Annotated in this window: 20 protein-coding genes; 15 read left to right on the top strand and 5 right to left on the bottom strand. The window is 48.9% G+C overall.

Going from position 1 to position 20,197, the window contains the following annotated elements:
• The first annotated feature begins 14 nt into the window (after positions 1-14).
• The 10 genes from NSS95_RS10395 (at position 15) to NSS95_RS10350 (ending at position 8,949) form a co-directional block, all read left to right on the top strand.
• On the top strand, positions 15-218 hold the full coding sequence (locus NSS95_RS10395; protein ID WP_013859944.1) for an alpha/beta-type small acid-soluble spore protein: 204 nt from the start codon (positions 15-17) through the stop codon (positions 216-218).
• 134 nt (positions 219-352) lie between these two features.
• Positions 353-1,927 (top strand): acyl-CoA synthetase MbcS, encoded by a 1,575-nt coding sequence (gene mbcS, locus NSS95_RS10390; protein WP_179234518.1) that lies wholly within the window; start codon positions 353-355, stop codon positions 1,925-1,927.
• A 113-nt stretch (positions 1,928-2,040) separates the two neighbouring features.
• A complete protein-coding gene (gene sppA, locus NSS95_RS10385) occupies positions 2,041-3,057 on the top strand; it encodes a signal peptide peptidase SppA (RefSeq protein ID WP_168986093.1) in 1,017 nt (338 codons plus the stop codon).
• Positions 3,058-3,070: 13 nt separating this feature from the next.
• Positions 3,071-3,595 carry an RDD family protein gene (locus tag NSS95_RS10380; protein ID WP_041819256.1) on the top strand — a complete coding sequence of 175 codons (525 nt, stop codon included), beginning with the start codon at positions 3,071-3,073 and terminating at the stop codon, positions 3,593-3,595.
• Between the two features lie 55 nt (positions 3,596-3,650).
• Complete coding sequence (locus tag NSS95_RS10375) at positions 3,651-4,322, top strand: DUF2953 domain-containing protein (protein WP_328229020.1); 672 nt, start codon at positions 3,651-3,653, stop codon at positions 4,320-4,322.
• Positions 4,323-4,357: 35 nt separating this feature from the next.
• The gene (ytfJ, locus tag NSS95_RS10370; protein WP_014097731.1) at positions 4,358-4,822 is read left to right on the top strand and encodes a GerW family sporulation protein; all 465 of its coding nucleotides are present in this window, start codon (positions 4,358-4,360) and stop codon (positions 4,820-4,822) included.
• A 121-nt stretch (positions 4,823-4,943) separates the two neighbouring features.
• Positions 4,944-5,447, top strand: a complete 504-nt coding sequence (tpx, locus tag NSS95_RS10365; RefSeq protein WP_014097732.1) for a thiol peroxidase — start codon at positions 4,944-4,946, stop codon at positions 5,445-5,447.
• A 112-nt stretch (positions 5,448-5,559) separates the two neighbouring features.
• Entirely contained in the window at positions 5,560-6,561 is a 1,002-nt protein-coding gene (locus NSS95_RS10360; protein ID WP_110134039.1) for a class I SAM-dependent methyltransferase, read from the top strand.
• Positions 6,562-6,770: 209 nt separating this feature from the next.
• Positions 6,771-7,961: an acetate kinase gene (locus tag NSS95_RS10355; protein ID WP_014097734.1), complete on the top strand. Its 1,191-nt coding sequence runs from the start codon at positions 6,771-6,773 to the stop codon at positions 7,959-7,961.
• Between the two features lie 157 nt (positions 7,962-8,118).
• Entirely contained in the window at positions 8,119-8,949 is an 831-nt protein-coding gene (locus tag NSS95_RS10350) for an EcsC family protein (RefSeq protein WP_014097735.1), read from the top strand.
• Positions 8,950-8,979: 30 nt separating this feature from the next.
• On the opposite strand, the gene NSS95_RS10345 is transcribed toward NSS95_RS10350, so the two are convergent.
• Positions 8,980-9,444, bottom strand: coding sequence for a universal stress protein (locus NSS95_RS10345; RefSeq protein ID WP_013859933.1), 465 nt, complete (start codon positions 9,442-9,444; stop codon positions 8,980-8,982).
• Between the two features lie 306 nt (positions 9,445-9,750).
• Here NSS95_RS10345 and ald point away from each other — a divergent pair, with 306 nt between their 5' ends.
• Positions 9,751-10,866 carry an alanine dehydrogenase gene (gene ald, locus NSS95_RS10340; RefSeq protein ID WP_017551276.1) on the top strand — a complete coding sequence of 372 codons (1,116 nt, stop codon included), beginning with the start codon at positions 9,751-9,753 and terminating at the stop codon, positions 10,864-10,866.
• A 79-nt stretch (positions 10,867-10,945) separates the two neighbouring features.
• Here the strand turns inward: ald and NSS95_RS10335 are convergent, their stop codons facing one another.
• Complete coding sequence (locus NSS95_RS10335) at positions 10,946-12,040, bottom strand: M24 family metallopeptidase (protein ID WP_017551274.1); 1,095 nt, start codon at positions 12,038-12,040, stop codon at positions 10,946-10,948.
• Positions 12,041-12,190: 150 nt separating this feature from the next.
• On the opposite strand from NSS95_RS10335, the gene NSS95_RS10330 reads away from it, so the two are divergent.
• Both NSS95_RS10330 and NSS95_RS10325 read left to right on the top strand, forming a co-directional pair.
• Positions 12,191-12,874: a metal-dependent hydrolase gene (locus tag NSS95_RS10330; protein ID WP_014097738.1), complete on the top strand. Its 684-nt coding sequence runs from the start codon at positions 12,191-12,193 to the stop codon at positions 12,872-12,874.
• A 204-nt stretch (positions 12,875-13,078) separates the two neighbouring features.
• A complete protein-coding gene (locus NSS95_RS10325; protein WP_061565160.1) occupies positions 13,079-14,395 on the top strand; it encodes a CBS domain-containing protein in 1,317 nt (438 codons plus the stop codon).
• A gap of 20 nt (positions 14,396-14,415) precedes the next feature.
• On the opposite strand, the gene NSS95_RS10320 is transcribed toward NSS95_RS10325, so the two are convergent.
• Positions 14,416-14,724: a YtpI family protein gene (locus tag NSS95_RS10320; RefSeq protein WP_340713878.1), complete on the bottom strand. Its 309-nt coding sequence runs from the start codon at positions 14,722-14,724 to the stop codon at positions 14,416-14,418.
• A gap of 83 nt (positions 14,725-14,807) precedes the next feature.
• On the opposite strand from NSS95_RS10320, the gene NSS95_RS10315 reads away from it, so the two are divergent.
• Entirely contained in the window at positions 14,808-15,746 is a 939-nt protein-coding gene (locus NSS95_RS10315; protein WP_035184368.1) for a DHH family phosphoesterase, read from the top strand.
• Positions 15,747-15,788: 42 nt separating this feature from the next.
• Here NSS95_RS10315 and ytrI read toward each other — a convergent pair whose 3' ends face one another.
• Together ytrI and NSS95_RS10305 are read right to left on the bottom strand one after the other, a co-directional pair.
• Positions 15,789-16,295, bottom strand: coding sequence for a sporulation membrane protein YtrI (gene ytrI, locus NSS95_RS10310; RefSeq protein ID WP_014097742.1), 507 nt, complete (start codon positions 16,293-16,295; stop codon positions 15,789-15,791).
• Entirely contained in the window at positions 16,292-16,624 is a 333-nt protein-coding gene (locus NSS95_RS10305) for a YtrH family sporulation protein (protein ID WP_013859924.1), read from the bottom strand. Before NSS95_RS10305 ends, ytrI begins: the two co-directional genes overlap by 4 nt.
• A 145-nt stretch (positions 16,625-16,769) precedes the next feature.
• On the opposite strand from NSS95_RS10305, the gene dnaE reads away from it, so the two are divergent.
• A complete protein-coding gene (dnaE, locus tag NSS95_RS10300; protein WP_014097743.1) occupies positions 16,770-20,114 on the top strand; it encodes a DNA polymerase III subunit alpha in 3,345 nt (1,114 codons plus the stop codon).
• Positions 20,115-20,197: the final 83 nt, after the last annotated feature.

The raw sequence follows: 20,197 nt of genomic DNA, 5'->3' as shown, positions 1-20,197 counted from the left end.
AGGAGGTGAGACACATGGCACAAAGCAACAACAGCAACCAATTGCTTGTAAGCGGTGCTGAACAAGCGCTGGACCAAATGAAATACGAAATCGCTCAGGAATTTGGCGTAAACCTTGGTGCTGATACGACTTCCCGCGCAAACGGGTCTGTCGGCGGCGAAATCACGAAACGCCTTGTTTCGATGGCTGAACAACAATTAGGCGGTACTTCCCGATAACTGAATGAAGAATGGATAAAGAAGCGGGCCTGAAGCGGGGTCCGCTTCTTCTTGTTTTTGGGGTAAATCTGTATCATATTTTTTTAATATCAGGTATAATAATGAGGTACTAAAAAATTCTGGAGGCGATTCGCTTGCATCGTAGTGACCTGATTGCGCCACAAACATACAATATAACCGAAGAAATTGAGAAATATGCCCGGGACCCGCACAAGGTTGCGCTGATTTGGGAAGACAAAGAAGGCATGCACAGAGAAGTCACATATAAAGAATTAATTGAAAATGCAAACCGGACCGGCCATGTCTTTTTGGAAAACGGGCTGAAAAAGGGAGATATCATACTTGTCATGGTTCCGCGCATTGTAGAAGCATACGAAGTGTATCTCGCTGCAATGAAATGCGGCATCGTCCTTTTGCCGGCCTCGGAAATGCTGCGGACAAAAGACCTCGACTACCGCATCGAAGCAGGGGATGTAAAAGGCGTTGTCGCCCATTATTCATGCACCGCACAGTTTAAAGATGTCCGCGGCATTGAAAATTTGAAAAAATTCGTAATCGGGGAACCGGAACAGGGATGGGCGTTTCTGGATGAAAAGAAAAAAGCAGCGCCTTGTGAACTGGAAATCGCCAAAACGTCAAAAGATGATATTGCAATTTTGTCTTATACTTCCGGGACAACCGGCAATCCGAAAGGTGTCATCCATACACACAGCTGGGGATATGCCCATTTGCGCACGGCTGCCCCGAACTGGCTTGGCATTCAGGAAGGCGACCGCGTTTGGGCGACGGCCGCACCGGGATGGCAAAAATGGGTATGGAGCCCGTTCCTTTCCGTTCTCGGTTCAGGCGCAATCGGGTTTGTTTACAACGGCCGTTTTGATCCTAAAAAATATTTGTCCCTTTTGGATGAATATGAAATCAATGTGCTCTGCTGCACACCGACTGAATACCGTTTAATGGCAAAAGTGGATGACTTGTCCCATTATCATCTGAAAAGCTTAAGGAGCGCGGTCTCAGCCGGGGAACCGCTGAACCGCGAAGTCATGGATGTTTTCCAAAACCATTTCGGCCTCACGATCCGCGACGGTTACGGCCAGACGGAAAGCACGCTGCTCGTCGGCTTTTCCCTTGATACCCCGTTGCGACCGGGTTCAATGGGCAAACCGTTCCCCGGAAATGAAGTCGAAATCGTAAATGATGACGGGAAGCCGTGCAAACCGGGCGAAACCGGCGACATTGCCGTCCATAGAGACACGCCTGCGCTTTTTAAAGGCTATTATAAAGAGCCGGAGCGCACGGCCAAGCAATACCGCGGCGATTACTTCATTACAGGGGATAGGGCAAGAAAAGATGAGGACGGTTATTTCTGGTTTGAAGGCAGGCGGGATGATATCATTATTTCTTCCGGCTATACGATCGGGCCGTTTGAGGTCGAAGATGCCCTCGTCAAGCATCCGTATGTGAAAGAATGTGCCGTTGTCGCAAGCCCGCACGAAATCCGCGGCAGCATTGTGAAAGCTTTTGTCGTTTTAAAAGATGGCATCAGCGAGAATTTGCCAGGGCTTGTAAAAGAACTGCAAAACCACGTAAAACAATTGACCGCGCCGTATAAATACCCGCGTGCGATTGAATTTATCAAGGAATTGCCAAAAACGGCCTCCGGCAAAATCCGCCGTGTCGAGCTCAGGCAGCAGGAATGGAATAGATAAGAAACAAAAGCCGGACATTTTTTTCAAAAAAATTCCCGGCTTTTTGTTTTAAAGTCCCGGATCTTCAAGTAGAATAGAAGAAAACCAAAAAAGTGGAAGGATGAAATGTTGGCATGAACAAAAAAAGATGGGGAGCGCTTGCTTTGGCAGGCGGGCTGTTCGTCGTTTCCATTATTGTGAACCTGGCGAGCATGGCGGCACCAACCAACTTTTCCAAAATCTTTAAAGAGACGGTGGAAGCGGGGGAAGGGGATGTTTCCGAAAATGTATTGCAGGATGGGAATGAATCAAAGAAAATCGTCGTTTTGAATGTGAACGGGACGATTCAGGATACCGGCGCGTCACCATCCCTGCTGGATACCGGTGAATATAACCATCAAAGTTTTTTGGAAGAACTGGATGAGGCGAAAAAAGACCGCGATGTAAAAGGCATCATTTTACATATAAATTCGCCGGGCGGCGGGGTGGCCGAGTCGGCGGAAATCCATCACCGCCTGATGGAAATAAAAAAAGATACGAAGAAGAAAATTTATGTGTCCATGGGGCCGACTTGCGCATCCGGTGCATATTACATTTCAACGCCGGCCGATAAAATATTTGCAAGCCCGGAAACCTTGACCGGGTCGCTCGGGGTCATCATGGAAAGCGTGAACTACGGGAAGCTTGCCAAAAAATACGGCATTGATTTTCCGGTTATCAAAAGCGGGGAGTATAAAGACATTATGAGCCCTTACCGGGACATGACGAAGAGCGAAAAAGAAATGCTGCAGAAAATGGTCAACAATTCGTACAACGGTTTTGTCAAAGTCATCTCCGAAGGGCGCCACATCCCGAAAGAACAGGTACGCAAAATTGCGGACGGGCGTGTATACGACGGCAGGCAGGCGCTCGATTTGCATTTGATTGACAAATACGGTTACCTAGACGACACCATTGCAGCGATGAAAAAAGATCTTCATCTCGGAAAAGCACAGGTTGTGGAATATGAATCAAGCGACGGGTTTGGGTCGCTGTTTTCCGCTTCAGCGCAAAAAATTCTCGGCAAAGAAGCAGAAGCCTCAGGGCTCGCACGTTTACTGTCGCAATCGAACGCCCCGCGCCTGATGTACCTGTATTCCGGGGCTGAATAAGGGGGGAACTTGAGTGAATTCAAACGAAAACCAAATGCCTGAGGCGGTAAACCCTGGGACGGAACAAAACCGCGGGGAGTTGTCCGGGGCCCGTTATGCCGGGTTTTGGATGCGGTTTTGGGCCTATTTGCTTGATCTGCTTGTTGTGGCAAGTGTAAAGTGGCTGGTCATCCATCCCATTTTCCGGCTTTCCGGACTGTCCCTTACAGACGAAAAAATTTACTCGCCGATTACGATCGCATCAGCCCTTGTATTTTACGGTTATTTCGTTCTAATGACGAAGTTTTTCGGCCAGACGCTTGGGAAAATGGTGTTTGGCCTCAGGGTTGTGCCGCTGAACCATCCCGGGCCGCTGAAATGGAGCACCGTTTTATTCCGGGAATGGATCGTCCGTTATGTTTGTGTCAAGATTGCGGTCATCTATATTGTCGTTGCATTTACGCCGAAAAAACAAGGGGTGCACGATTTGTTTGCCGATACGGCCGTCATTCATGAACGGTCCCATGAACCGGTCTATCCTTATTATGAACCTGCTTAAGGGCAGGTTTATTTTTTTGCCCTGTTGGCGATAATGGTTGCAAAAAAGGCTGATGATGGAAATGATATGGTGGCTATCCGCGTTTTTCGCACTTGCCGCAATCACTGCGATTGTATGGTTCTCTTCCCTGTCCGTCCTCATTGAATACGGGCACCGCCGGGATGATGATAAAATTTTTATTCAAATCAGGGTTTGGGGCATCATCCGCTATACCGTGAAAATCCCGGCAGTGAAAGTGGACAGGAAAAAACCCGGCGTCGTATATGAAAAAGAGACAAAACATGCAGAGTATGAAAGGAGCATTACGCCGGATGTGCTCGAACAGCGGATTGAAGATGTGAAACAAATTGCGGAGCGCGTCATCGGTTTAAAGGCGATTGTAGGCAAGTTCATCCGCAGTGTCCAGTTGAGAAAATTCGAATGGCATACAGCAATCGGGCTGCATGACGCCGCGTGGACGGGAATTGCCGCCGGAAGTATTTGGGCGGTAAAAGGGGGAATACTAAGCCTCATAACCACAAATCTGCGGGTAAAAACGGATCCTGTCCTCTCTGTTACACCCTTTTTCCAAAATCCGGTTTCTGAAACGCAGTTAAAATGTATGGTGAAAATCCAGATTGGGAAAGCTATACTGGCCGCATTTAAAGTGTTGAAATACTGGCGGGGAGGAAAAGCGGAAATCGCGCTTAAACCGGTTTCCGAATCAGAAAACGGCCGGCATGCTTAAATCCCGGCAGAAACGAATGACAGGAGGAAACAACAATGGGTTCACATCCGATTGAAGGCCTGATGACGGCCGCAATGGAAAATTTAAAAGAAATGATTGACGTAAATACGATTATCGGGGATCCGGTGGAAACGCCGGATGGAAGCGTCATTTTAACCGTATCCAAAGTCGGTTTTGGGTTTGCGGCAGGCGGAAGCCAATTTAACGGGCCATCCGGATCCGGCGGCAGCGGTGAATCCCGTCCGGCAGAGCTGCCTTTCGGGGGCGGCAGCGGCGGCGGTGTCTCGATTATGCCGATTGCCTTTTTGGTTGTTGGCGCACAAGGCGTGAAAATGCTGCACCTGGACCAAAACACACATTTGATTGAAAAAATTATGGATGTCGCGCCGGGCGTTGTCGAAAAAATCCAGGGCATGCTGAAACAAAACGGCCAAAATGCAGGCGGCCAAAATGGCGGGCAACAGCCGGCCAACCAGCAAAAACAGGATCTTGATTTTTAACAACCCGCATGATTCGCGGGTTTTAAATTGGAAATTTTTTTCGTTGTCCATTATGATAGGGTATGAGCACAGTTGAAAAACGGGGGATTGAAAGCCCCGGTAAAAATAAGGAGGGTATCTCATGGCTTCGGTTACATTTAAAGGTAATCCAGTCACATTGGAAGGGACAGAAGTGAAAGTCGGCGATAAGGCACCGGACTTTACGGTTCTGGATAATGATTTGAATGAGGTGACATTTTCGGATACAAAAGGCGGCGTCCGCATCTTCAGCGTTGTCCCGTCGATTGATACCGGTGTTTGTGATGCACAGACGCGCCGTTTTAACGAAGAAGCGGCAAAACTCGGGAAAGAAGTCAACGTTTATACTTTTTCCTGTGACCTGCCTTTTGCGCAAAAAAGATGGTGTGCGGCATCCGGGCTTGACCATGTAAAAGTGTTGTCCGACCACCGCGACCTGTCATTCGGCAAAGCTTACGGGGTTGTGATGAAAGAACTTCGCCTGCTTGCCCGCGCCGTATTTGTCGTAGATTCCAATGATACGGTTACATATGTGGAATATGTAAGCGAAGGCACCAACCATCCTGACTACGAAAAAGCATTGCAAGCCGCAAAAGATGCAGAGTAAAACAGGTATCTGAAAGCGTCAAGAAAAGCGAAGAGCACTTGCTATACTCGATAAAATCCCCGATCTCCATCGGGGATTTTATATGGAAGAAGAATACGAAGGAGGAGAATGAATGTCGGACTCTCCTGTTGAAACCCTTTTTAACATTTTGAACGAATCTGCACAAATTTTAGAAAACCGCCTCTCTGTTCCGTACCTGGAAGCTGTGGCGATGACCGGGGAAAACTTATTCAGCGGAAGCATCCGCCAAAATGGGATCGGTGCGCGTGATGAAAACCGCCTTGAAAACCTATACGGAACGGTCCGCCTCGAGGATTTTACCCGCGAGCAGATCCGGAAAGCCTACCAGCTCGCCATTCTGAAGGGGATGAAAGCAAACGTCCAGGCAAACCATCAAATGACACCGGATTCGATCGGTCTATTGATGAGCTACTTTATCGGCAAGTTTACAGAAGATACCAGTGCGTTTTCAATTTTGGACCCTGCGGTGGGCACCGGCAATTTGCTTGCGACCATTTTGAACCAGCTTAGCGGGAAAAACATCACCGCTTACGGCGTGGATATCGATGATGTGCTGATCCGGCTCGCATACACGGGGGCAAACCTTCTGCACCATGAAATCGAACTGTTTACACAGGATGCCCTGTCCCAATTGTTCATTGACCCTGTCGATGTTGTTGTTTGCGATTTGCCGGTTGGATACTATCCGAATGATGCGGATGCCGCGGATTACAAGCTGAAGGCAGATGAAGGGCATTCGTACGCCCATCATTTGTTTATCGAGCAAAGCCTGAGAGCGGCACGCCCGGGCGGATTTTTGTTTTTTCTCATCCCAAACGGATTATTTGAAACAAAAGAAGCCCCGAAACTTCGCCAGTTTTTAAAAGAAGAAGCGGATATCCAGGCGATTTTGCAATTGCCGATGACCATCTTCAAAAACGAACAGGCTGCCAAAAGCATTTTTGTCATCCGCAAGAAAGCGGAAGGCGTAAAAGCACCGGAACAAGTGCTGCTGGCGTCGCTCCCGTCCCTGTCTAACGAGGGGGCGCTAAGGCAGCTGATGGCAAAGATTGACGCCTGGTGCAAAGAAAATATCCAAAGCGGCAAAATTTGACGAATTGGGAAAAATGGGGGCTGGAAAGCAGGAAATTGCGTTCCGGCCCCCATTTGTTTGTTTTTTTATGGTATCATTTTATATGTTCCCGGGAGACGGAACCAAAAACCGGTTGAAAAAAGTCGGATAGAATGGCAAAATGAGAAAATGAGATCACTATTTTAAAAAAATAAAAGGGTTCATTTGATTTTGCGAAGGGAAGACGAGCAATGGCAAAAATTATGGCAATTAATGCGGGGAGCTCCTCCTTAAAATTTCAATTATTTGAGATGCCGAATGAAAGCGTTATAACGAAAGGCCTGATTGAACGGATCGGGTTAAACGATGCCTTGTTTTCCATTACGGTAAACGGGGACAGGGTGAAGGAAATTACCGATATTCCGAACCATGAAATTGCTGTACAGTTTTTATTAAAAAAATTAACGGAAACCGGCATTATCCGGTCTTTGGATGAAATAGAAGGCGTGGGCCACCGGGTTGTGCACGGCGGCGAAATTTTCAATGATTCTGCTGTCGTCAATGACCAGGTGCTCGCGCAAATTGAAGATTTGGCGGAACTCGCGCCGCTTCATAACCGGGCGAACGCAACGGGGATCCGGGCGTTCCGTGCCGTGCTGCCGGATGTGGTTCAAGTGGCCGTGTTTGATACCGCTTTCCACCAAACGATGCCGGAAAGTGCTTTCTTATACAGCCTCCCCTATGCATACTACGAAAAATACCGGATCCGCAAATACGGGTTTCATGGCACTTCCCATAAATATGTGGCGATGCGTGCCGCTGAGCTGCTCGGCAGGCCAATTGAACAGCTGCGCCTGATTTCATGCCATTTGGGCAACGGGGCAAGCATTGCGGCGATCCAGGGCGGCCGGTCAATCGATACGTCCATGGGCTTTACGCCATTGGCCGGCGTGACGATGGGCACGCGCTCCGGCAATATCGACCCCGCACTGATCCCGTTTATTATGGAGAAGACAGGCAAAACGGCAGAAGAAGTGCTCGAAGTGTTAAACAAAGAATCCGGGCTTCTCGGCATTTCGGGCGTTTCCAGCGATTTGCGCGATATCCAGGTGGCGGCGGAACTCGAGCGGAACAAGCGGGCTGAACTGGCGCTTGACATTTTTGCAAGCCGCATCCATAAATACATCGGGTCGTATGCGGCAAAAATGGCCGGCGTCGATGCGATTATTTTCACGGCTGGCATCGGGGAAAACAGCGATGCCATCCGCGCAAGAATTTTAACGGGACTGGAATTTATGGGCATTTACTGGGACCCGACCTTGAACCAGATCCGCGGGACGGAAGCGTTTATCAATTATCCGCATTCCCCTGTAAAAGTGCTCGTTATCCCGACAAACGAAGAGCTGATGATCGCACGCGATGTTGTCCGGCTCTCTTCATGACCGCGGAATCTTAACGGCTGGCGCCGACAGTTTGCTTTCCTGCTGCCCGTGCCCGAATAAATTGTTTCAGGGTCACTTTGGCATGGCATAAACGAACAGCCGTCCATGAACTTTATGATATAATGGCTGTAAAACAGCGTTAGGGAGCGGATTGAAAATGGCGGAATGGACAGGCAGGGAAAAAATTGTACTGGATGAAATCAACGACTGGGCGGAGAAGCTAAAAACGGCCGGAAAAGAAGGGGACGGGCGCAAGCAAAAACTGGATGCGCTCTTTGCCCATTTTCCGGATGAGGCGCTCGAAAATATTCATGAAAAAATAGATGCTGTTTTGTTTCAAATCTGTTCATTTGCCGATGAAAATCTGCCTTACGGGCATGAAATCGAAAAAATACTTGCTGCGGGGCGGCTTTTTGACAGTTCTGTTGCAACGATTCCCGATATGAGGAAGCTTACCATCGACCAGGCAGGGTTTATTGCGGCGCGGCAGCAGGCAAAATACCGCCGTTTCTCACTCTTCGAAGGAGCATTGAGCGGGACGGGGAAAGCTGTTTTTGCCGCGGCGGATCCGTTTTTCCTGCTGGCTGTGAATCTCCGGGCGGTCCAGCTCACCGGTGCAGCTTACGGATTTGAAACAAAAACGCCCGGCGAACTCGTGGCGGCGCTGAAAATGGTGCTGATGGCCGCTGCCCCGGACATGGTGAAATATGCGCTCTGGGAAGAATTGATGGATGAACTGGAAGCGCGCGAGACCGGCTTCTATGTGGGAAACGATAAGTTATTCCACCGGTATTTGTGGCCGGGGGCAATCGGGCATGCCGGCAAACTCGCTTTTCTGGCGCTGCTCCGGCCGAAAAAGCGGGGAGAAAACAGCTGGGCCGGGATGGCCATCGGGGCTCTTACAAACTACTATTTTTCTAAAAGGGTTTGTGAAATTGCGGAGAAATATTATCAATACCGGTTTTTAACAGAAAAAAGCGGCCGTTAAAAAACCAGCCCGTAAAAGGCTGGTTTTTGCTTAATTTTCCCCTTTGCCTTCTTCTTCCTTAGGCGTTCTCACGACAAGCACATCGCAGGGGGAAGTGCGGACAATATGTTCGGAAACGCTTCCGATCAGGAGCCTTTCCACCGCGTTTAAACCGGTTGCGCCGCACACAATTAAATCCGCATGCACTTTCGGCGCGACATTTTTTGTGATTTGAAGTTTTGGAGAGCCGAGCTGGATGATCGTCTGGACTTTGATCCCTTTTTCTGCGGCGCGGTCTTTATAATTGCTTAACAGTTCATCCCCAAATTTTTCGTTTTGCTCATAGAGCGTTGAATCAATCGGGGTCAAAGTGGCGAGTGCTCGGTTATCGACCACATGGACAACCGATAATTCGGCCCCATTCCGTTTGGCGATTTCAACCGCTTTCGTAAAAGCCCAGTCGGCTTCTTTGGAGCCATCTACCGCTACTAAAATATTCCGGTATTGTGTGCCCATCTTCTTTCATCTCCTTTATAAACTGCCTGCCTTTCATGTCTATTTTACTAGAATTTTCCGGGTTTGTGTGCGAAAAATGAAAAAACCTGGCGATCTATTTTTTAATCAAAAAGGGCGGAAGCCAGGAAAAATAAAAACGCTATCCCGTTCCCGGGCGCGAATAAGAAATTTGCAAAAAAAGCATAGGAAAAAGAGGGAATTTTTGCTACACTAAAGATGTTTAAGAAAGTTTTCAACCGTTTGATATGTTTTCTTACAATAATAAGAAAACGGATTGCAAAACACGAACAAGAGGAGGAACTTTCTATGCGAATTGGCGTACCAAAAGAAATTAAAAACAATGAAAGCCGTGTGGCCATGACCCCGGCCGGCGTTGTGACCCTGACCAAAGCGGGGCATGAAGTTTTTATTGAAAAGAATGCGGGCCTTGCATCGGGGTTTAGTGATGAAGAATATGTAAAAGCCGGTGCCCGGATCGTTGAGACCGCTCGTGAGGCGTGGTCTTTTGAAATGGTTATGAAAGTGAAGGAGCCGATCGAAAGCGAGTACCGCTATTTCCGTGAAGGCATGATTTTATTTACATATTTGCATCTTGCTGCAGCACCAAAGCTTACGGAAGAACTGCTGAAAAAGAAAGTGACCGGCATTGCTTATGAAACCGTGCAGCTTGCCAACCGTTCGCTGCCGCTTCTGACGCCGATGAGCGAGGTGGCGGGCAGAATGGCGCCGCAGATTGGCGCACAGTTTCTTGAAAAAAATAACGGTGGAAAAGGGATCCTGCTTTCCGGCGTACCGGGCGTCAAAAGAGGCAAGATTACGATTATCGGCGGCGGGGTTGCCGGAACGAATGCGGCAAAAGTCGCGATCGGCCTTGGGGCGGATGTGACCGTTGTCGAATTGAATCCGGATCGCTTGCGCCAGCTTGATGACATTTTCGGCAGCAAAATTACAACCTTGATGTCGAATCCATACAATATTGCGGAAGCAGTGCGTGATGCGGACCTTGTCATCGGATCCGTTCTGATCCCGGGTGCAAAAGCGCCAAAACTGGTAACGGAAGAGATGATCAAAGCGATGCAGCCGGGCTCTGTTGTCGTGGATATTGCGATTGACCAGGGTGGCAGTTTTGAAACGACAGACCGTGCCACGACACATGATGATCCGGTTTATATCAAGCATGATGTCGTCCATTATGCAGTCGCAAATATTCCGGGCGCGGTTGCCCGCACATCGACGATTGCCCTTACCAATGTGACGGTGCCGTACGCGGTGCAAATTGCCAATAAGGGGTATGAGAAAGCGGTTTTGGAAAATGAAGCGCTGTTAAAAGGGGTCAATACGCTGTCAGGACATGTGACATATCAAGCGGTGGCCGATTCACTCGGGCTCTCCTATACAGATGTGAAAACGCTTTTAAAATAAGTTTTGAAAAGCCGGCTGCAAGAATTGCCGGAACAAAAAAAGAAGCACAAGCAGCATGAAAGCCGCTTGTGCTTCTTTTTTAAACATATTGCAAGGCTTTCGGGTACTTTGTCAGCACTTCGGCACCCGTTTTTGTAATGCAGACGTCATCTTCAATCCGGACGCCGGCAACCCCTGGCACGTATATCCCCGGTTCGATCGTGAAGACCATCCCTTCTTCAAGCACCAGCTCATTCGTATGGGTGACAGAAGGATATTCGTGGATGCTGATCCCGAGGCCGTGGCCGAGCCGGTGTGTAAAATATTCGCCGTATCCCGCGTCTTCAATGATGCGGCGTGCAATCAAGTCGAGCTCTTTTGCCTTTACCCCCGGTTTTGCTGCCGCAACGGCCGCTTCTTCCGCTTTTAATACCGTTTCGTAAATCCGGGTTTGCTCTTCGTTAAGCCCCCCGAATGCGACCGTCCTTGTAATATCGGAACAGTAGCCTTGATGCACAACGCCAAGGTCAAATAGGACAAAATTCCCTTTTTCGATCTTGTCAAGGCCGGGGACGCCGTGCGGGGAAGCCGCCTTCGCACCTGAGAGGACGGTGGTGGCGAAGCTCATTTCTGAAATCCCTTTTTCTTTCATTGCAAATTCAATGGCTGCCACGATTTCAAGTTCGGTTTTCCCTTCTTTAATTTCGCGGATGCCCGTTTCAACGGCCAGGTCGGCAAAAGCAGCCGCTTCCCTTAAAATCTTCCGTTCATGCTCATCTTTAATAAGGCGCATCATGCGCAGTTTTTCTTCAGCAGCGGTAAAGCGGGCGCCGCCAAACCGTTCTTTCAGCGCTTCGAACCGTTCCACGTTCAAATGCTCTTTTTCAATCGCTAACGTATGGACATCACCGATTCGCCCGCGTATTTCTTCCGCAACCAAATCCCACGCGTTATCCGTATCCTGGATGCCGAGAATGTCATATTCCCAGCCGGCTTTTTTCGCGTCATACGCCTCCATTGCCGGGCAGACGAGAAACGGCTCTTTTTCCTGGAATACGCAAATGCCGAGCAGCCTTTCGTGTGGGTCGCTGCGGTAACCGCTCAAATAAAAGACATTGTCGGGCGATGTAATAAAAGCGGCATCGGTCTTTTCCGCTTTCAGCCACGCCGCCACACTTGCTAAACGCTTATTCATTCCATTCATCTCCTTATCAGACGTTACTAGCATAGCAAAAAACAAGTTAAGATGCTACAGGTGAAGCGCGAGGCAGGATTACGGGACAAAGAAATAATATAATGAAAGTGGCCCAAAGCCGTACAAATTTTTAAAAGGAGTGATATGTTGATGAAAGTTTCTTTTCACGGCCATTCGATTGTAAAAGTGGAAACGGAGGGCAAAACGATACTCTTTGATCCATTTATTACCGGCAACAGCCAGACAGACCTGAAAGTGGAGGAAGAAAGCCCGGATGTGATTATTCTCACACATGGGCACGGCGATCATATCGGGGATACAGAAACGCTTGCCCGCAAAAAGAATGCGCTTATTATTGCCAATAATGAAATCGCAAATTACTTTGCCTGGAAAGGGTTGAATACGCATCCGCTCCATATCGGTGGCTCGTACCAGTTTGATTTCGGGAAAGTGAAGCTTACCCAGGCGTTCCACGGCTCGGCGGTTGTGGATGACGAAAAGAAAGAAATCGTTTACCTCGGGATGCCGACGGGCGTTTTGCTGATGGCGGAAGGGAAAACGATCTACCACGCCGGTGATACCGGGCTGTTCTCGGATATGAAATTAATCGGCGAACGCCATCCGATTGATCTTGCATTTCTTCCGATCGGCGACAACTTCACGATGGGACCGGAAGACGCAGCAGTGGCGGCAACATTTTTGCAGGCGAAAACGGTCGTGCCGATCCATTACAATACGTTCCCGCTCATTCAGCAGGATCCGCAGAAATTTATCGATTTGCTCGACGGCGTAAACGGTAAAATTATGAAAGCCGGAGATGCGATCGAATTGTAATAGACGCGCAAGATTGGTAAATACAGGGGTTCGCTTGCAGCCGGCATGTGCTGAAAAAGTGCCGGCCGCACTTCCCCTTTTCCATGATGGAAAGATAAAGGTGCCTGATTGCCCTTTCCCCCTTTTTCCATCTATAATAGAAATATACAGATTGCTCCATACATATTCCTTGAAAGCGGACAAAAACGGAAAGAAGGTGAAAAAATGGCGACAAAGCACGAACAGATTTTACAATATATCAATGAGCTGCCGGTCGGGGAAAAAATATCCGTCCGCCAGATTGCAAAAGCGCTGAATGTCAGTGAAGGGACCGCCTACCGCGCCATTAAAGATGCTGAAATAAAAGGGTATGTCAGCACGATTGAACGGGTCGGCACCATCCGGATTGAGCAGAAGAAAAAAGAGAACATTGAAAAGCTGACCTTTTCGGAAGTCGTCAATATTATCGACGGCCAGGTGCTGGGCGGAAAATCCGGCTTGCATAAAACGCTTACAAAATTCGTGATCGGCGCCATGGAGCTTGAGGCGATGTCGAAGTATACGGATCCGGGGAGCCTGCTCATTGTCGGAAACCGCACGGACGCGCATGAACTGGCGTTAAGGTCAGGAGCTGCCGTTTTGATCACCGGCGGATTTGATACGAAAGATTATGTAAAAAAAATTGCGGATGAAAAAGCGCTGCCGATCATCTCGACGAGCTACGACACGTTTACCGTTGCGACGATGATTAACCGTGCTGTCTATGACCAGCTGATCAAAAAAGAAATTATTCTCGTTGAAGATATTTTAACACCGATCGAAAAAACGGCTTATTTGAATACAACGGACATGGTCCAGGACTGGTACCGCAAAAAACGGGAAACAGGCCACTCGCGCTTTCCTGTTGTCGACCGCAATTTAAAGGTGGCGGGTATCATTACTTCAAAAGACGTGATGGAAACCGACACGCACTTAAGCATCGAGAAAGTGATGACGAAAAATCCGATTACGGTCAGCGAAAAAACAAGCGTCACATCTGTTGCCCATATGATGGTCTGGGAAGGGATCGAAATCTTGCCGGTGACCGACGATTTTAACCGGCTGAGGGGGATTGTCAGCCGCCAGGACGTCTTAAAGGAGCTGCAAATGACACAGCGCCAGCCGCAAGTCGGGGAAACGATCGACAATATCGTCACGACCCAGCTCGATGCATCATCAGCTAAAACGGAAGACCCGGATGATTACCAGTTTGAAGTGACACCGCAAATGACCAACCCTTTAGGGACGATTTCATACGGTGTGTTCACCACACTCGTGCACGAAACGACCAACCGCTTTTTGCGCTCCAGAAAAAAAGGCGAAATGATCATCGAAAGTTTAACGGTCTATTTTATCAAACCGGTCCAGCTCGAAAGTATGATCCGGATTGTACCGAAAATTCTCGATTCCGGCCGGAAATTTGCCAAAATTGATGTCGAAGTCTTCAACCAAGGCAGCCTTGTCGGTAAAGCCCTGCTGATGTGCCAACTGATTGAAAGATAACGGTACGTGCCCACTCCTTTTTACAGTGTGCGCCGCGATTCGTTTCTTTCTTTCTGCATTTCGGGCCGGTAAAACTGCAGTCTTTTGAAACCACCTGCGATATTGAACAGCCCGAGCGCGATAAAAATGGCTGCAATCACAAAGGTGATGGCAGTGTGAAACAGAAACAATTCATTCACGCCGAACAAAAAAATAAACGAACCGAGCGCCATATTGGCTTTGGCAGAGAACACCTTTTTTTCCATCGCCAAAAGGCTGCGGATGTATTTTAGTTTAAAATATACATACGCGCAAAGGGATGCGAGAATCAAAACGGCAAGGATCGGCATCGTGCACCTCCAAATCGGGTTGTCAGTATTTTCTTCTATTTTACAAAATGAAAAAAGAACTTGCCAGAGAAACGGGGAGTAAGATGAAAACAAAAATTTTACAGACGATCAAGCTTTTTGACACGATCATCATCCACCGCCATGTCCGGCCTGATCCGGATGCATATGGATCGCAGGGGGGACTTGCGGAAATATTGAAGGCGTCTTTTCCGGATAAAAACATTTACATCGTGGGCGATGATGAACCGGACCTCGCCTACTTGAATAGGATGGACAGGATTTCCGATGAAACGTACCGCGGGGCGCTTGTCATCGTTTGTGATACCGCGAACCGCGAGCGGATCAGCGACCAGCGTTTCCATCTGGGGGAAAGGCTGATCAAAATCGACCATCACCCGAACCATGATGCTTACGGGGATTTGCAGTGGGTCGATGAAGACGCGTCCTCTGTCAGCGAAATGATTTATGAGTTTTACTTATCGGGGAAAGAAGAAGGGCTTAGGATGACAGATGCCGCGGCAAGGCTGCTGTTTGCCGGCATTGTCGGGGATACAGGCCGGTTTTTGTATCCGAGTGCGACGGAAAAAACATTTGACTATGCCGGAGAACTGATCCATTACCATTTTGACCGGACAGCGCTCTTTAACAAGATGTACGAGATTGAACCAAGTGTGGCCAGGCTGCAAGGGTATATATACCAGAACCTGGACATTCTTGAGCACGGGGCGGCCATCGTCGTGCTGAAAAAAGAACTGATTGAAAAATTCGGCGTAACGGTGCGCGAAGCCTCCCAGCTTGTCACCACGCTCGGCGATATTAAAGGGCTTAAAGCCTGGTGCTTCTTTATCGAAGAAGAAGGCCAAATCCGCCTCCGTTTCCGCTCCAAAGGCCCTGCCATCAATGAGCTGGCCCGCAAATACGGCGGCGGCGGGCATCCGCTTGCTGCCGGGGCCAACGCGTATTCGTGGGAAACGGCAGAGGCGGTAAAAAAGGAATTAATCGCGCTCTGCAAGGAAGGGTAAAAAAAGAAGGCAGAACCGCCGGAAAAGCGGATTTGCCTTCTTTTAGTCTGCCAGCTTTAAATTCAGGTGGACGCGGACAACAGAGTAAAACAAAATGTCCCGCACTTCGAAAGTATAGCGGCGGTGGTTGATTTTAATGACTTTGTTTTCAAGCATGCGGGTGATCAAGTCTTTGTTCAAATAAGCGGTTTTTAAATTTTTTGCAATCAAGGGGCTTAAGTCATGTTTAATATCCTCTTCTGCTTCAAAAATGCTTTGTGAATCGTGAATGTCATATTTTTCGTAGTTGCTGATTTTCACGTCAATACGCTGGATGGTCAGGAGCTTTTCATTTTTTTGATTGAGCTTTTTATAGTCTTCCTGCCAGATCGCCTTTTCCTGTTGCAAATCCTGGATCGTTTTTTCCTGCCGTTCAATCATTTGCGCCTGCCTTTCCTGCATGACACCGAACATGTACAGAAAAATCAGCCAGCAGATGCACCCGCCCACGATAAATCCGGCCATGAACCGCTGCCAGCCCGGTTTCCGGTAAAGCGGCGGGATTCTCATAGCACATTCTCCTGGGTTATCCATGAAATAATGAGCGCGGCCGTTTTGGCACCGCCCATGGCCGACAGAATTAAAAGCAGCTGCTTGAACAATACCATCGTCTCGCTTTCCAAAAATCCTTTTTCAAAGCTGTAAACGGTATCGAACGTCCCCCCGATGGCGGCAATGATCGCCCAGATGCGGAGGTCACGCGCAATCTTCGAAATTTCCGTCAAAAGCGGCTCGCCGGTAATGAACGAAGCGAGTCCCCCGATCAAGGCGCCGCCGAACATTACGCCGAATGCGATAAAATAGCTGTTGAAAAATGCGGGAAAAAATCCTTCGCTCAACCGAACCATCCCCATCTTTTCTTCATTACTAACAATATATGGGACAATGCATGCCTGTATGAAATCGAACGTATCTTCTTTTTTGCTCGCGTGAAAACATGTATAATAAGAATCATGTACAGGTACGAATAGGAGGCAGTTTACCATGCGTTTTGTCCATTTACAGGTCCAAACGGCCTACAGCCTGCTGGAAAGTACGATCTCCATCCCTGAATGGGCGGCGTACGCAAAAGCGCTTCATTACGACACCCTTGCGATCACGGACCGCAATGTGATGTACGGGGCCTTTCCTTTTTACAAGGCTTGCCGCGAAAATGGCATTAAACCCATTATCGGCATGACAGCGGATATCATGAGTTCGTTTGAACCTGACACAGCCTATCCGGTTGTGTTGCTTGCCAAAAACGAAACCGGCTACCGGCATTTGATGAAAATCTCAAGTGCCATCCAGACGAGGCCCGAACCCGGCATTTTTATCAAATGGCTGCGCGCCTACAGCGACGGCCTGATCGCCTTTACGCCGGGGCTTGAAGGGGAAATCGAACAGGCGCTACTTAGGGGAGATGAAGCGCGCGCAGAAGAGGTTGCAGTTTTATACCGGGACATTTTCGGGCCGAGCTTTTATCTTGCACTTGAAAACAACGGGACAGTGCAAGCTAAGAAAGTGCTTCCCGATATGCACGCGCTCTCGGAAAAACTGGGTATCCCAGAAGTGGCGGCCGCAAATGTGAAATACTTAAAAAAGGAAGATGCTTTTGCTCATGAAGTGTTGCGCGCGATCAAAGCCGGGGTGAAACTGACGGATGAAAACCGGCCGCGCCCGGAAAGCGGCACGCACGACTTTAAGCCGCAAGAGGAAATGGAACAGCTTTTTGCCGATTTCCCGGAAGCTTTGGCCAATACGGAAAAAATTGCAGATGCCTGCTCTGTGGAAATCAAAACGGGACAGCGGCTGCTGCCGGCATTTCCGGTTCCGGGCGGGCAGACGGCGGATGCCTTCTTAGAAGAAGTATGCCGAAAAGGCCTTGCAGCACGCGTTCCGAATCTGGAAGAACGGTATACAGACCGGCTGGAGTATGAATTAAAAATCATTCAGGAAATGCAGTTCAGCGACTATTTCCTTATTGTCTGGGATTTTATGAAATATGCGAGGGAGCACGGGATTCTTACCGGGCCGGGGCGCGGTTCCGCTGCCGGCTCCCTTGTCGCATACGCGCTTTATATTACCGACGTCGATCCGGTGCAATACGGGCTTTTGTTTGAACGGTTTTTAAATCCGGAGCGCATTTCCATGCCGGATATTGACAGCGATTTTCCGGATCACAAGCGGGACGAGATGATTCGCTACGTTGCGGAAAAATACGGCAGACAGCATGTCGCGCAGATCATTACATTCGGCACATTTGCTGCGAAAGCCGCAGCCCGGGATGTAGCCCGGATATTCGGTCTCAGCGCAAAAGAACTTGAACAGTTGTCGCGCTTCATCCCGTCACAGCCTGGCATGACGCTTAAAAAAGCGTATGAAGCATCAAGCGCCTTTCGGGAATGGATCGGCCAATCGGATCAGCACCGCAAGCTTTTTGAAACGGCCCTGCTTTTGGAAGGATTGCCGCGCCATGTTTCGACCCATGCAGCCGGCGTCATTATCAGTGGGGAACCGCTTACGGGAATCATCCCGGTGCAGGAAGGGCATGACGGCATCTTTTTAACCCAGTATCCGATGAACCATCTCGAAGAAATCGGGCTTTTGAAAATGGATTTTCTCGGCTTGCGGAATTTAACCATCCTTGAGCATATCCTCACGGGGATTGAAAAGGGGACGGGGAGAAAAATCCGCCTCCAGGATGTACCGCTCGATGATCCACAGACATTCCGCCTTTTTAGTTCGGGCAATACGACCGGGATCTTCCAGTTCGAGTCGGACGGCATGCGGAAAGTGCTCGAGCGGCTTAAACCGACTGAATTTGAAGACATTGTCGCGGTCAATGCGCTGTACCGGCCCGGGCCGATGGAAAACATCCCGGCCTATATTGAGCGGAAACACGGGTTGAAACCGGTCGAATATCCGCATCCCGACCTCCAGCCGATTTTGGAAAAAACATACGGTGTGATTGTCTACCAGGAACAAATTATGCAGATCGCTTCAAAGATGGCGGGCTTTTCACTCGGGGAGGCGGATTTGCTCCGCCGTGCCGTCAGCAAAAAGAAAAGGGAAATCCTGGACGAACAGCGGCTGCATTTTATAAATGGCGCGCAAAAAAAAGGATATGAGAGAAAAACGGCGAATACTATTTATGATTTTATCGTCCGCTTCGCCAATTATGGTTTTAACCGCAGCCATGCCGTCGCTTACAGCATGCTCGCTTGCCGGCTCGCCTATTTAAAAGCCCATTACCCGCTCTATTTTATGGCAAGCCTTTTGACGAGCGTGATCGGCAACGAGGATAAAATTGCCCAGTATATTCGCGAAGCGCAGCAGATGGGGATCCGGGTTTTGCCGCCTTCCGTGCAGCACAGCCATTATCCGTTTACCGTGGAAAACGGCGCCATCCGTTATAGCCTTGCTGCGATAAAAGGGATCGGATACGCCTCCATCAAAGAGCTGCTTAAAGAAAGAAAACGGCGCCCGTTTAAAAGCCTGTTTGATCTTGTCCTGCGGGTGAAAGGGCTGAACCGGAAAATTTTAGAGGCGTTTGCATTCTCAGGCGCGATGGATGAGTTTGGAAAAGACAGAGCAGTTTTGCTTGCCAGCATTGATGTCGCCCTTGAGCACGCGGAGATTATGAAGCCGGATGACGGGCAGGCGGATCTGTTCTTTGAGGATGAAGCGTTCAGCATTGAACCAAATTATGTGGAAACCGAGCCGATTTCACTGATGGATAAGCTTGCCTTTGAAAAGCAATATTTGGGGCTCTATCTATCCGGGCATCCGGCCGGGCAGTACCGCCCGGGTTGGGACGAAGCCGGCGTGCTTGCAGTAAGCAAGCTTCAACCCGGCATGAGAAAAATCCGGTTTGGCGCCTGCATTACGGACACAAGAACGATCCGCACAAAACAAGGCAGCCTGATGGCATTTTTGCGCATGAGTGACGAAACGGATGAGATAGAATGTGTTGTTTTTCCGGATGTCTTTAAAAAATACAGCCCGTTATGCCAAAAAGGGTTGATTGTGGTCGTGGAAGGAAATGTTGAAAACAGGAACGGCAAAAAGCAGGTGATTGCCCGGGCGCTCGAAGATGCCAGCCCGTTCCGCAGCATGCCGACCGGTGCCACGTTATATTTAAAGATTCCGGCTGGAAAGGACCGCATGCTGCTTGTTCAAGTGAAGCAGGTGCTTGACGCTTTTCCGGGGGACTCGCCGGTCATTCTTCATTATGAAGCGGAACGGAAAACGATCCGGCTTCCGGAAAAAAACCGGGTCCGGGCGGAGGAAGCATGCCTCGGAAAGCTTACGGAACTGCTTGGTGAAGGAAATGTCATATTGAAATAAGTTTTTCTCTCTAGATTAAATATGTTATATTGTTTAATAGGCTTGTGAGTAAGAAACCGCATATCGTGCAGTGAAAACGGGGG

This window comes from Weizmannia sp. FSL K6-3076, from assembly GCF_038007245.1.
Taxonomy (GTDB): Bacteria; Bacillota; Bacilli; order Bacillales; family Bacillaceae_C; genus Weizmannia; species Weizmannia faecalis.
Note: the sequence above shows the minus strand (reverse complement) of the source record. Positions and strands in the feature narration are given on the sequence as shown.

Coding starts and splice junctions, on each gene's coding strand:
- NSS95_RS10330 (WP_014097738.1), top strand. CDS start 12,191: ATGAAAGTTTCTTTTCACGGCCATTCGATTGTAAAAGTGGAAACGGAG.
- NSS95_RS10335 (WP_017551274.1), bottom strand. CDS start 12,040: ATGAATAAGCGTTTAGCAAGTGTGGCGGCGTGGCTGAAAGCGGAAAAG.
- NSS95_RS10360 (WP_110134039.1), top strand. CDS start 5,560: ATGTCGGACTCTCCTGTTGAAACCCTTTTTAACATTTTGAACGAATCT.
- NSS95_RS10375 (WP_328229020.1), top strand. CDS start 3,651: ATGGAAATGATATGGTGGCTATCCGCGTTTTTCGCACTTGCCGCAATC.
- NSS95_RS10325 (WP_061565160.1), top strand. CDS start 13,079: ATGGCGACAAAGCACGAACAGATTTTACAATATATCAATGAGCTGCCG.
- ytfJ (WP_014097731.1), top strand. CDS start 4,358: ATGGGTTCACATCCGATTGAAGGCCTGATGACGGCCGCAATGGAAAAT.
- NSS95_RS10395 (WP_013859944.1), top strand. CDS start 15: ATGGCACAAAGCAACAACAGCAACCAATTGCTTGTAAGCGGTGCTGAA.
- NSS95_RS10350 (WP_014097735.1), top strand. CDS start 8,119: ATGGCGGAATGGACAGGCAGGGAAAAAATTGTACTGGATGAAATCAAC.
- ald (WP_017551276.1), top strand. CDS start 9,751: ATGCGAATTGGCGTACCAAAAGAAATTAAAAACAATGAAAGCCGTGTG.
- NSS95_RS10315 (WP_035184368.1), top strand. CDS start 14,808: ATGAAAACAAAAATTTTACAGACGATCAAGCTTTTTGACACGATCATC.
- NSS95_RS10355 (WP_014097734.1), top strand. CDS start 6,771: ATGGCAAAAATTATGGCAATTAATGCGGGGAGCTCCTCCTTAAAATTT.
- NSS95_RS10345 (WP_013859933.1), bottom strand. CDS start 9,444: ATGGGCACACAATACCGGAATATTTTAGTAGCGGTAGATGGCTCCAAA.
- NSS95_RS10320 (WP_340713878.1), bottom strand. CDS start 14,724: ATGCCGATCCTTGCCGTTTTGATTCTCGCATCCCTTTGCGCGTATGTA.
- dnaE (WP_014097743.1), top strand. CDS start 16,770: ATGCGTTTTGTCCATTTACAGGTCCAAACGGCCTACAGCCTGCTGGAA.
- tpx (WP_014097732.1), top strand. CDS start 4,944: ATGGCTTCGGTTACATTTAAAGGTAATCCAGTCACATTGGAAGGGACA.
- ytrI (WP_014097742.1), bottom strand. CDS start 16,295: ATGAGAATCCCGCCGCTTTACCGGAAACCGGGCTGGCAGCGGTTCATG.
- sppA (WP_168986093.1), top strand. CDS start 2,041: ATGAACAAAAAAAGATGGGGAGCGCTTGCTTTGGCAGGCGGGCTGTTC.